This is a genomic window from Burkholderia sp. AU32262 (assembly GCF_020419985.1).
GTDB lineage: Bacteria > Pseudomonadota > Gammaproteobacteria > Burkholderiales > Burkholderiaceae > Burkholderia > Burkholderia semiarida.
Genome location: NZ_JAIZRS010000013.1, coordinates 42,492 through 54,309 on the forward strand (window position 1 = coordinate 42,492; position 11,818 = coordinate 54,309).

The 11,818-nt window shown below is 70.8% G+C and carries 11 protein-coding genes; 8 read left to right on the forward strand and 3 right to left on the reverse strand.

The features are described from left to right. The 8 genes from LGN10_RS17065 to LGN10_RS17100 are packed head-to-tail and all read left to right on the forward strand — an operon-like array spanning nucleotide 1 to nucleotide 7,395. Nucleotides 1-1,245 carry a citrate/2-methylcitrate synthase gene (locus LGN10_RS17065; RefSeq protein WP_226224369.1) on the forward strand — a complete coding sequence of 415 codons (1,245 nt, stop codon included), beginning with the start codon at nucleotides 1-3 and terminating at the stop codon, nucleotides 1,243-1,245. A gap of 28 nt (nucleotides 1,246-1,273) precedes the next feature. Next, the gene (locus LGN10_RS17070; RefSeq protein WP_059579171.1) at nucleotides 1,274-1,936 is read left to right on the forward strand and encodes a class I SAM-dependent methyltransferase; all 663 of its coding nucleotides are present in this window, start codon (nucleotides 1,274-1,276) and stop codon (nucleotides 1,934-1,936) included. 3 nt (nucleotides 1,937-1,939) lie between these two features. Continuing rightward, nucleotides 1,940-3,013: a TauD/TfdA family dioxygenase gene (locus LGN10_RS17075; RefSeq protein WP_060009071.1), complete on the forward strand. Its 1,074-nt coding sequence runs from the start codon at nucleotides 1,940-1,942 to the stop codon at nucleotides 3,011-3,013. 11 nt (nucleotides 3,014-3,024) lie between these two features. Next, nucleotides 3,025-4,038: an ATP-binding cassette domain-containing protein gene (locus LGN10_RS17080; protein WP_059579610.1), complete on the forward strand. Its 1,014-nt coding sequence runs from the start codon at nucleotides 3,025-3,027 to the stop codon at nucleotides 4,036-4,038. Beyond that, nucleotides 4,031-5,110: an ABC transporter permease gene (locus LGN10_RS17085; protein ID WP_060309941.1), complete on the forward strand. Its 1,080-nt coding sequence runs from the start codon at nucleotides 4,031-4,033 to the stop codon at nucleotides 5,108-5,110. Before LGN10_RS17080 ends, LGN10_RS17085 begins: the two co-directional genes overlap by 8 nt. Nucleotides 5,111-5,147: 37 nt before the next feature. Then, the gene (locus tag LGN10_RS17090; protein ID WP_226224370.1) at nucleotides 5,148-5,690 is read left to right on the forward strand and encodes a permease; all 543 of its coding nucleotides are present in this window, start codon (nucleotides 5,148-5,150) and stop codon (nucleotides 5,688-5,690) included. A 2-nt stretch (nucleotides 5,691-5,692) separates the two neighbouring features. Beyond that, on the forward strand, nucleotides 5,693-7,111 hold the full coding sequence (locus tag LGN10_RS17095; RefSeq protein ID WP_226224372.1) for an FAD-binding oxidoreductase: 1,419 nt from the start codon (nucleotides 5,693-5,695) through the stop codon (nucleotides 7,109-7,111). A 32-nt stretch (nucleotides 7,112-7,143) separates the two neighbouring features. Next, nucleotides 7,144-7,395 carry a hypothetical protein gene (locus LGN10_RS17100; protein WP_059579186.1) on the forward strand — a complete coding sequence of 84 codons (252 nt, stop codon included), beginning with the start codon at nucleotides 7,144-7,146 and terminating at the stop codon, nucleotides 7,393-7,395. 154 nt (nucleotides 7,396-7,549) lie between these two features. On the opposite strand, the gene LGN10_RS17105 is transcribed toward LGN10_RS17100, so the two are convergent. The 3 genes from LGN10_RS17105 to LGN10_RS17115 form a co-directional block, all read right to left on the reverse strand. Further along, nucleotides 7,550-9,109: a methyl-accepting chemotaxis protein gene (locus LGN10_RS17105; protein ID WP_060009082.1), complete on the reverse strand. Its 1,560-nt coding sequence runs from the start codon at nucleotides 9,107-9,109 to the stop codon at nucleotides 7,550-7,552. Nucleotides 9,110-9,278: 169 nt separating this feature from the next. Next, a complete protein-coding gene (locus tag LGN10_RS17110) occupies nucleotides 9,279-10,370 on the reverse strand; it encodes a lactonase family protein (protein WP_059639015.1) in 1,092 nt (363 codons plus the stop codon). 94 nt (nucleotides 10,371-10,464) lie between these two features. After that, nucleotides 10,465-11,817: a TRAP transporter large permease gene (locus LGN10_RS17115; protein ID WP_059579193.1), complete on the reverse strand. Its 1,353-nt coding sequence runs from the start codon at nucleotides 11,815-11,817 to the stop codon at nucleotides 10,465-10,467. Nucleotide 11,818: the final 1 nt, after the last annotated feature.

The following is an 11,818-nucleotide window of genomic DNA, read 5'->3' on the forward strand; positions in this document are numbered from 1 at the left end:
ATGGACACGACTCTCGATTCCAGCATCCCCGCCGCCCCGACCGCCGATGCGCCGCGCAACCTGCTCGGCCGCCCGACGACGCGCCATCGCGGCACCGACATCGACGGCGCGACGCTCGACCCCGAAGCGCTGCGCGTGCGCGATCTCGACCTGAACGCGCTGATCGGCGCGACGACGTTCGAAGGCGCGCTCGCGCATCTGTGGTTCGACGTCGCGCCCGGCCGCGCCGACCATCGCGCGCACGAGGCCGCGATCGCCGCGCGGCTCGCGGCGTTCGCCGACGCGCTGGCGCCGGGCTCGGTCGCCCAGTCGGTCGCGGCCGACCTCGGTGCGGCGGGCGTCGCGCCGGTGTTCGCGGCCGCGTCCGGCCTGCTGCGCGGCCTCGACGACGTGCTCGAACGCATGCGCGGCCCGGCGCCGGACGATGCCGATCTCGACACGATGCTGCTGTGCGCGGCCGCCGCGCCGTTCCTGCTGCACGCGGCGATCGAGGGCCGGCCGTTCGCCGCCGGCCCGCGCGCCGGCGGCGCCACGGCGCTCGATGCCGCGCGGACGCAAGCGCAACGCATGCTCGCGCTGACCGGCGCGACGCGCCACGACGCGCCGGCGCAAGCCGCGATGGACATGCTGCTCGTCGCGTGGCACGCCGGCTTCGGCTACATCACGCCGACCGTGCTCGCGCCGCGCGTCGCGATCGGCACCGGCGTCACGCTGACGCAGGCGATCGCGTCCGGCTTCCTCGCGAGCGGGCCGTCGCACGTCGGCGCCGCGCTCGAAGCGATGCAGTGGCTCGCGGCGCTCGCGCGATCGGTGCCCGGCGGCGCCGGCGCACCGTCGGCCGCGCTCGACGCAGCCGGGCGCGCGGCGATCGACGCGGCGCTCGACGCGAAACGCACGCTGTACGGCTTCGGCCATCCGCTGTTCGTCGCCGATCCGCGTCCGCCGCACATGCGCGGCCGGTTCGCGGCCTGCGGCTTCGGCGGCGGCTACGTGACGCTGTTCGACGCGTGCTGCGCGCAGGCCGACGCGCGCCGCGCGCTGCGGCCGAACATCGATTTCCTGACCGCCGCGACGCTGCTCGAACTCGGCGTCGCCGCGCCGTCGTGGGGCGTCGGCGTCGGGCTCGGCGCGCGCATCGCGGCGATGGCCGCGCATGCGGTGGAACGGCGCCGCCGCCCGGCGTTCGGCGTCAACAGCGCGACCGCGCGACGGCTGCTGGCCGCCGTGCCGGTCGGCTGGCTGTGAACCCTCACCCTTTCGCACAAGGAACGTCATGCTGCTCAAGAACCTGCGCCCGGCGAACGACTACGATCGCTTCGCCACCGAAACGCTCGAACCGTGGGACCTGCTGTTCATCAGCCGCATCCGCCAGCTCGCGCGCGGGATGACGCCCGGCACGATCGCCGACATCGGCACGGCCACCGGCGTCGTGCCGGTGCGGCTCGCGACCGATCCGGCGATGCGCGGCTGGCGCTACGTCGGCATCGACCTCGATCCGGCAATGCTCGACGAAGGCCGCCCGCGCATTCGCGAACTCGGGCTCGACGACACGATCGAGATGCGCGTCGGCGACGCGCTCGCGCTGCCGTTCGACGCCGGCACGCTGACGATGGCGGTCGGCCGCGCGACGCTGCACCATCTGCCCGACAAGGCGTTGAGCCTCACCGAGATGTACCGCGTGCTGGAGCCGGGCGGCATCGCGCTCGTGCACGACATGCGCCGCGACGCGCCGCAGCACCTGCTCGACCGCTTCACCGAGATGCGCGCGGCCGCCGACTATCCGCCGACCCACGTCGAGGAAAAGATCACGCTCGACGAGGCGCATGCGCTGGTGGCAGAAGCCGGTCTGACGCAGGTTGCGTCGATCTACAGCCCGAGCGCGGGGCTCGGCGCGCTCGGCTTCGAAATCCTGCTGAAGAAACCGGCGCTGGCCTGAGCGATGACCGATCTCGCCTTCCTCGCCGCACATGCCGCCGTGCGGCTCGGCGCCGACGACGTGCACTGCGCGCCGGTCGCGCCCGGCGCGACGCTGCCGCTGTGCGTGAGCCCGCGCAGCGCCGAACTCGCGACGTCGCCGGAGACGTTCGTCGCGTGGTACCGCTCGCGGCTCGACACGATCGACACGCTGCTCGATGCGTGCGGCGCGCTGCTGTGGCGCGGCTTCGCGGTGCCCGACACCGCCGCGTTCGGCCGCCTCGGCGCGCTCTACCCCGCACACGCGAACGGCTACACGGCCGGCGCCGCGCCGCGCCGGCAGATCGACGGCCAGGTCTACGAGTCGACCCGCATGCCGCCGCCGTTCAAGATCGGGCTGCACCAGGAGATGGCCTACATGCCCGCATTCCCGCGCCTCGTCGCGTTCTACTGCCGGCAGCCGGCCGACGCGGGCGGCGAAACGCCGATCTGCGACATGCGCCGCGTGACCGCGCGCGTGCCGGCCGCGCTGCGCGCGCGGTTTGCGGAACGCGGCGTGATGTACCTGCGCAATTTCGCGGCGCCGGGCGACCGCGCGGACGGCCTCGCCGCGAACCCGAACCTGCCGTTCGCCGCGTACCACCGGCCGTGGGACGACGCATTCGGCACGACGGCGCGCGACGAAGTCGAACGGCTGTGCGCGGAACGCGGCGTCGGCTGCCGCTGGCTCGACGACGGCAGCGTGACCGTATCGCACGTCGGCAGCGCGCTGCGCACGCATCCGCGCACCGGCGAGACGGTGTGGTTCAACCAGGCGAGCGCGCAGCACCCGAACCCGCGCTCGATGGGCGCGCTCAGCTATCGCTACCTGCAGCGCATGTACGGCACGCGCGCCGCGTTTCCGTACGAGATCCGCTACGGCGACGGCTCGCCGATGCCGTTCGACGATCTGGTGGCGATCTACGACGCGCTCGACGAAGAGGAACGGGCGTTCCCGTGGCAGGCCGGCGACGTGCTCGTCGTCGACAACATGCTGGTCGCGCACGGCCGCAACCCGTACCGCGGCGTGCGCGACACGCAGGTCATGCTGTTCGACTGAGGATGCCGACGATGAGCGTTTCGTTTCTTGCGTCCGTGCGCGCGATGTTCGGCCCGCCCGCCGCGTTCGACCGGCCGCGGCGCGCGGGCACGCCGCCGCTGCCCGACGCGCATGCGCCGGGCGCGGCGCTCGGCGCGCGCGCGATCGACGTCGCAGCCGGCGATTTCCGCTTCTCCGCGCGCCACGTGCGGTTCCGGCTCGGCGCGATCACCGCGATCGTCGGGCCGAACGGCTCCGGCAAGACCACGCTGCTCGAAACGCTGCTCGGCTTCCGGCGCGGCGGCAGCGACGTGCGCGTGCTCGACGTGCCGGCCGAACGCTTCATGCGCGATTCGCGCTCGCTGCAGCGGATCGGCGCGCAATTGCAGAAGGTCGAGTATCCCGATCACCTGCGCGTGTCGGAGATCGTCGCGCTGCACCGCGCGATGTACGCGCACACCGATGCGGCGATCGCCGACGCGCTCGGCATCGCCGAACTGCTCGACAAGCCGTGCCGCGCGCTGTCGAAGGGGCAGCGCCAGCGCGTGGACCTCTACGTCGCGCTCGCGCATCGGCCCGAGCTGGCCGTGCTCGACGAACCGTTCACGGGCCTCGACCGCCGCTACGCGGGCGTCGTGATCGATCTGCTGCGCCACCGCGCAAGCGGTACGAGCATCGCGATGATCTGCCATTCCGAGGAAGAACTGAGCGTGGTCGACGATCTCGTGTGGGTGCGCGACGGCGGCGTGCGCTACCAGGGCGACCAGGACACGCTGCGCGCCGAGCTCGTCGGCGATGCGCGCGCGGTCCTGCATTGCCGCGACGAAGCCGATGCGCGCGCGCTGCGCAAGCGGCTCGCGGCGCTGCCCGGCGTGACCGGCGTGCGCGTGTCGGCCGCGCACGTGGTCGAGGCATTCGGCGATGCGACGCTGCATCCGAACGTGCACCGGATCGTCGGCGAACGGGGCATCCAGCATCTCGCGCTCGCGCCGAGCACGCCGGGCGACCTGCTGCGCCTGTGCACCGAGGGCCCGAGCCATGACTAAGGTGTTCCTGATCCTCGTGCGCAACGAGCTGCTCGGCTATCTGCGCAGCCGCTCGTCGCTGTTCTGGACGCTCGTGTTCCCCGTGTTCCTGCTGAGCGTGATGCTGTTCGCGTTCGGCGGCTCCGGTTCGCTCGGCACGGCCGACATCGCGTTCGAGTTGCCCGGCGGCGCGACGCCGTACAACCAGGCGTGCCAGGCGCAGATCGTCGCCAGCCTGTCGCACAGCGACACGGTGAAGGCAACCTTCGGCGGCCACGGCGCGCCGGCCGAGCGCGTGACCGTCGTGCTCGGCGCCGACGAGCGCGCGCCGGCGACGATCCGCTACGACTTCAACGGCTCGCTCGCGGTCAAGGCGGCATCGAGAGTCGTCGAGATCGCGCTCGCGCGCTGCGCCGCGCAGCGGCTTGGGCTGCCGGCCGCGCAGGCGCGCTTCGAGAACGCGGCGCCCACGCGCCGCCCGTTCGACTACGGCGCGTTCTTCGCGACCGGCATCCTGGTGATGGCGTTCATGGCGATCGGCCTGAACTCGACGACCACCGCGATCGCCGCGCTGCGCGAGCGCAATACGTTCAAGCTGTACGTGTGCTTCCCGGTGTCGCGCGGCGTGTTCCTCGCCGCGCTGATCGTCGCGCGGATGGCGATGATGGCGCTGTCGGCGCTCGTGCTGCTGACGGTCGCGCGCGTCGCGTTCGGCATCGCGCTGCCGATCGCGACGCCGGACGGGCTGCGCGCGTTGCCGATCGTGCTGCTCGGCGCGGCGATGGTGCTGAGCATCGGCGTGCTGCTCGCCAGCCGCACGCGCTCGCTCGCGGCCGCCGAGCTCGCGTGCAACGTCACCTACTACCCGCTGCTGTTCTTCAGCGACCTGACGATCCCGATGCACGCCGCGCCCGCGTGGCTGAAGGCCGGGCTCGCGTTCCTGCCGACCAACCAGTTCGCGGTCGCGCTGCGCGGCGCGCTGGTCGACGGCGCGCCGTACGCGCAGCTCGCGCCGCAACTGCTCGGCATGACCGCGTGCACCGCGCTGTTCCTGTTCGCCGCCGCGCGGCTGTTCCGCTGGCACGACGCGTGACGCGTCGCCCCGCTGTTTCGACGAAGGAGAGACACAGATGAAATCGACCCATCCCATAACCGGCTACCTGCTGCACGCGAGCAACTTCCTGCCGGCGATCGTGTTCCTGTTCTACGGCCGGCTCGGCCCCGAACAGCCGGACCTGCGCTGGACCCACGCGTTCCTGATCGGCGGCGTGCTCGCGCTCGTGCACGGCGCGTGGCTGATGCGCCGCGCGGAGCGCAACAGCATCGCGCTCGGCGTCGACCTGTTCCTCGTGATCGGCGCAGTGCTCGCGCTGGTTTCGCCGACAGGTAGCCGTCTGTGGGGCGAGGAACTCGGGCCGGCCGCGATGCTCGTCTGCGTGCTGGTGGTCGGCATCGTGCATACCGCGTGGTCGGACGGCGGCTTCGTCGACGGCACGCTCGTCGATCGCGCGCGGGCGCGTTCGCTGTCGCTCGTGCTGCTCGCCGTCACCGTCGTCGCGCTCGCGGTGTCGATCGCGATGCGCCACAGCCCGCTGTGGGGCGGCGTCGTGCCGCTGATCGCGCTGGTCGTCGTACGCGGCCGGCTGCGCAGGCAGCTCGCGCGGGCAGGCTGACGATGAACGCGCTGCCCGCACACGCGGCACACGCCGCGCCGCGGCACGCGCTCGCCGCGGCGCTCGGCGACGGCTGGCTCGAAGGCGCCGCATGCGAGCCGTATGCGACCGACGTCCTGCATCACGGCGGCGTGCCGCTCGGCGTCGCGCGGCCGGCATCGACCGCCGACGTGTGCGCGCTCGTTCGCGCCGCCGTCGCGCACCGGATCGCGCTCGTCGCCCAAGGTGCGCGCACGAGTCTCGTCGGCGCGGCCGTGCCCGATCGCAGCGGCACGCAATGCGTGGTGTCGTTCGAGCGGATGCGCGCCGTTCGCGCGTTCGATCCGGCCAACCGCAGCATCACGGTCGAGGCCGGCGTGCGGCTGTCCGACATCAATCGCGTCGCGGGCGACGCCGGGCTCTGCGTGCCGATCGATCTCGGCAGCGATCCGGCGGCCGGCGGCCTCGTCGGCGCGAACGCGGGCGGCAGCCGCCTGATCAAGTACGGCGACGTGCGCCGTCACGTGCTCGGCGTCGAAGTCGTGCTGGCGGATGAAGCCGGCACCGTGATCGACGCGCTCGCGCCGCTGCGCAAGCGCAACGCGGGCTTCGACGTCGCGCAATGCTTCATCGGCGCGAATGGCGCGAACGGGCTCGTCACCGCTGTGTCGTTCGCGCTCGCGCCGCTCGAACGGTCGTCGTGCGCGGTGTTCGTCGCGTTCGCGTCGTACGACGCCGCGCTCGCCGGCCTGCTCGCATTCGAACGCGCATTCGGCGAGATGCTGTCGGCGTTCGAATTCATGTCGGCGACGGCGGTCGGTTGCGTCGCCGCCGCGTTTCCCGCATTGCGCGCGCCGTTCGAGGCCGGCACGGCCGCCTGCTACGCGCTCGTCGAGATCGCGACCGGCATGCCGGGCCTCGATGCGCTGCTGGAGGAGCGCGCCGTCGCGACGCTCGACGCGCTCGCAAGCGATCGCGCGGTGCTCGACGCGGCGTGCGCGCCGGCGGAACGGTTCTGGCGGATTCGCGACGCGCTGCCGGCCGCGGTCGCGCAGGACGGCGTGCCGCTGTCGTTCGACGTGTCGTTTCCGCGCGGCGCGCTGGCCGGATTCGTCGCCGACGCCGAGCGGTGGCTCGCCGCCGCGCATCCGTCGCTGCGCTGTCATGCATTCGGCCATTTCGGCGACGGCGGCTGCCATCTCGTCGTGTCGATCCCGCATGCGGACGCGCATCGCTACGGGCCGCTGCAGCAGGTGGCGCTGCGCGGCGCGCTGTACGACCGCGTCATGCAGGCAGGCGGCTGCTTCAGCGCCGAGCATGGCGTCGGGCCGGTCAATATCGCGTACTACCGCAAGCACGTGCCGGCCGCGCAACGGCAACTCGCCGGCGCCGTCCAGCACGCGATCGATCCGCTCGGCCTGGTCGGGCGGGTCCGTTACTGATGCACCGCTTCGACACCCCACGGAGAATTCGCATGATGTCGCCATGCCCGCCCTGCCCAACCGTCGCCGCCGAGCCGGACGACGATCCGTCGTCCGCGGGCATTCCCGCGCTGCCCGACTCGGGTGCGGTGGTCAACGTACGTGGCGTCGCGTATGTCATTGAATTGCCGCCGCGTGACCATGCGCGGCCGGCGCTGTGGCGCGAGCTTGCGCACTGGCGCAACGATCGGTCGGGCGATGACGCATCGGACGGCGATGCCGAGCGCGATGCACCACCTGGTTAGGTGAGCGTTCGCGTCGCTCCGTGCGGTCGTGACGAGCGGCCGCACACGGTCGTCGTCGATGTCGATACAAGCGGAACTGCTGCTACCGGCGCCGATGCCGATGACCCACACCGCTTCACGCAGCGCGCCGAACACGGCCGCGTCGGCAGGCGGCTCACCCCGCCCGCGCCACCCGGAAGACCGACATCGCGACCTGCATCGACCCGGCCTGCTGCTCAAGCGCCGTCGCGGCGGCACTGGCCTGTTCGACCAGCGCCGCGTTCTGCTGCGTCATCTGATCCATCTGCGTGACGGCCTGGCCGACCTGGTCGATGCCCGCGCTCTGCTCGACGGTGGCCGTCGTGATCTCGGTCATGATCGTCGCCACGCGTCGCACCGACGACACGATCTCGTCCATCGCGCGCCCTGCCTGCGTCACGAGCGCGTTGCCGTCGCGCACGTCGTCGATCGACGCGCCGATCAACTGCCGGATCTCCCGCGCGGCGCTCGCGCTGCGTTGCGCCAGCGTGCGCACCTCGCCCGCGACGACCGCGAAGCCGCGCCCGTGTTCGCCCGCGCGTGCCGATTCGACCGCCGCGTTGAGCGCGAGGATATTGGTCTGGAAGGCGATCCCGTCGATCATCCCGGTGATCTCCGCGATCTTCTGCGAGCTCGCGTTGATCACGCCCATCATGTCGACCGCGCGGCCGACCAGTTCGCCGCCGTGCTGCGCGAGGTCCGCCGCGCTTGCCGCGAGCGTGCTCGCCTGCTGCGCATTGTCCGCGTTCTGGCGCACCGTCGACGTCAACTGCTCCATGCTCGCGGCCGTTTCCTCGAGCGACGCCGACTGCTGCTCGGTACGGCTCGACAGGTCGAGGTTGCCGGCCGCGATCTCGCGTGCGGCCGTATGGATCGCATCGCTGCTGTCGCGCATGCCGGTGACGGTCGCCGCGAGCCCCGCCTGCATCCGCTTCATCGCCGCGAACAGCTGGCCGATTTCGTTTCGGCCGGCATCGGGCACCGTCACGGTCAGGTCGTTCGACGCGATGCGGTCGAGCAGCGCGGCCGCGTTCGCGAGCGGCCGCGACACGATCGCGCGCAGCGCGAAGTGCGTCGTGACGATCAGCGCGAGCGCCAGCGCGACGCCGATCCCGACCATCGCGATGATGCGCGTATAGGCGGCGTTGTCGGCGTCGATCGAGTCTTGCGCGAGCTGGTTGGCCATGCGCTGGAATTTCTCGACGTTCGCCGAATACACCTGACCGGCGAGCGTGATCTCCTTGTCGTTGATCGCCGCATACGCGGCGGTGTCGCCGTTGCGTAGCGCGTCGGCCGCACGCGCGAGCACGCTCGCGAGATGCGTCGACGACTCGACGAGCGCCTGCTTCAGGTCCGCGCCGAGGTTGCCGACCGGTGCGGCATCCTTGAACGCCTGCGTTTCCTTCGCGGAAAGATCGAACGTGCGTTGCGCGCTTTGCAGCGCCGAGTCGCGCTGCGCCGGATCGTCGTGCTCCTTCAGCGCCGAATACGCACGGACGAGCGCCGAGCGGGTACGCGTGCTGTCCTTGTAAGCGTCGTTGACGAGCGACGTCTGCGTCGCGATTTCGTGCAGGCGCTTCGCGTTCGTGTTCGCGCTGCCGAGCGCGACGATCCCGACGATGCCGCCGACGACGATCATCGCGGCGAACGCGGCGAGCACGGCAAGCAGACTGCTTTTCACTTTCAGATCACGCATGGCGAATCGACTCCCGAAGTCATCCCTTATCGGTTAACGACGGCGGCTGCTCCAACTTGAGTCGATCGACCGGTAGTTCGCGGCGCGGGCGAGTGCGCGAGTGCGGTTGCATTCCGTTCGCGAAACGGGCGGCACGCGATCGATGCCGCCCGTTGCGCCGCACACCGAATCAGTTCGTCCCGTCGTACGTGACGATCTCGACCCAGTTTGCGCCCTTGCCGACCGGATACTTGCCGATTGCGTCGAGATGCCCGGTAACGCGATCGATTCGGTACACGGCCAACGTCGGCGACAGTTGCCCGGCCGCGAGCAGATACCTGCCCGACGGATCGATCGCAAAGCCGCGCGGCTGCGGTTCGGTCGCGAACGTGCCGATCCGCGCGAGCGTGCCCGACTTCGCATCGACGCGATACGCGGCGAGCGTGCTCGACGTGCGCTCCGATGCGTACAGGAAGCGCCCGTCCGGCGTCAGATGCAGGTCGGCGCCCCACGGCTTGTCGCCGTGAAAATCGGGCGGCAGGATCGACACGGTCTGGATCGCCCGCGCATCGGCGCCGCCGTGCGACAGCGCGAGCACGTGCAGCTTGCCGTCGAGTTCGTCGATCAGGTAGGCGAACCGCCCGTTCGACGAGAACACGAAATGGCGTGGACCGGATTTCTCCGGCAGCCGATACGCAGGCTCGCCCGTGTCGGTCAGCGTGCCGGTCGACGCATCGAACGGCAAGCGCAGCCACGCGTCGGCGCCGAGCACCGACGCGAACGCATAGCGGCCGTCCGGCGACGGGCGGATCGCATGCGCCATCGGGCCGGTCTTCACCGTCTGCTGCACGTCGCCGGCCACGCCGTCCGCGCCGATCCGGTTCACCGCGAGCAGGTTGCCGCCATACGACGCCGAGAATAGGTAACGGCCCGACGCATCGGTCGACACGTACGCCATGCTGTCCGCGAGCGGCGCGCGGCCCAGCTCGCTCAGCTGCCCGTCGAGCGGATTGATCGCGAAGCTGACGACGCGATACGGTGTCGAACGCAATGCCGCGTACAGGCGCCGATGATCGGGCGACAGCGCCATCGGCATCACGGCGCCGCCGACCGGCACGGTTTCGATCGCGGTCAGCGCACCGGTCGCCGTATCGACGCCGAACACCGAGATGTCGCGGCTGTCGCTGTTCGACACGTACGCATACGTCGCCGCGTGTGCCAACGAAGCCACCATCGTCAACGCGGCCGCCGCCACGGCGCGCCGCAGGAGAGTCGTTTTCATGGAAGTGACGTGAAGTGAAGAAAGTGAACCGCGGATGCGACCGCGGCGCCGGACACCCTCGGTCGTCCGGCGCCGCGACGGGCGAAGCGTGCGATCAGAACACCGCGTGCCCGCTGATCACGCTCGGCAGCCACGTCGAGAAGAACGGCATGTACGTGACGATATTGATCGCACTGAAGATCGCGAGGTAGTACGGCCACGCCATCTTCGTCGTCTCGCCGATCGACACGTTGCCGATCGCGCAGCCGACGAACTGCACCGAGCCGATCGGCGGGTGCACGAGGCCGAGCGAGCAGTTCAGCAGCAGCATGATGCCGAACTGCACCGGCCCGACCCCGCACGCCATCGCGATCGGCAGGAACAGCGGCGTCGTGATCAGGATGTGCGCGGCCATGTCGACGAACGTGCCGAGGAACACCTGGATGATGTTGATGTACAGCAGCATCAGCCAGGGCGCGGCGGTCGACTGCTTCAGCAGCCCTTCGATCGCATCCGGAATCTCCAGGTACGACATCTGGAAGCGCAGCATGTTGGACACCGCGATCAGCAGCAGCACGACGCCCGTCGTGCGCGCCGCATGCGACAGCGCGCGGCGCAGCTTCTCGGCCGTCAGCGTGCGGTAGACCACCGCGGTCAGCACGAGCGAATACACGACGGCGATCGCGGCCGCCTCGGTCGCGGTGGCGATGCCCTTCGCGACACATACGAGGATGATCGCGATCACCATCAGCCCGGGCACCGCGCCGACGAAGCTGCGCAGCACCGCATACCAGCCGGGAAACCGCGGCAGCGCTGACGAGCCGTCCTCGCGGCGCGGATAGCCGTGACGCACGGCCTGCCAGTATGCGGCGGCGAGCACGAAGCCCATCACCCACAACACCGGCAACAGGCCCGAGAACAGCAGGTCGCCGATCGACACGCCGCTCACCGGCTGGCCGTGCAGCATCCCGGTGATGCCCTGCGCGGCGAACGCGTAGATGATCATGTTGGTCGACGTTGGCATCAGCGCGCCGGCGAGCGACGCATGCGTCGTCACGTTGACCGCGTACGCGGCGCTGTAGCCTTCGCGCTTCATCAGCGGAATCACCACGCCGCCCATCGCCGACGTATCGGCGGTCGGCGAGCCCGACACGCCGCCGAACAGCGTGCACGCGACGACGTTCGCCATCCCGAGGCCGCCGCGGAAGTGGCCGACGGTCGCCTGCGCGAAGCGCAGGATCCGGTCCGCGATGCCGCCGTGCAGCATCAGTTCGCCGGAGAAGATGAAGAACGGCACCGCGAGGAACGAGAACGCGTTCATCCCCGAGATCATCGCCTGCATCGCGGTCGCGATCGGCAGGCCTTCGACCATGTAGGTCAGTACGCACGCAATGCCGAGCGCGAACGACACGGGCACGCCGAGGACGAGAAAAATCAGAAAACTGACGGACAGGATCGCGAGTTCCATG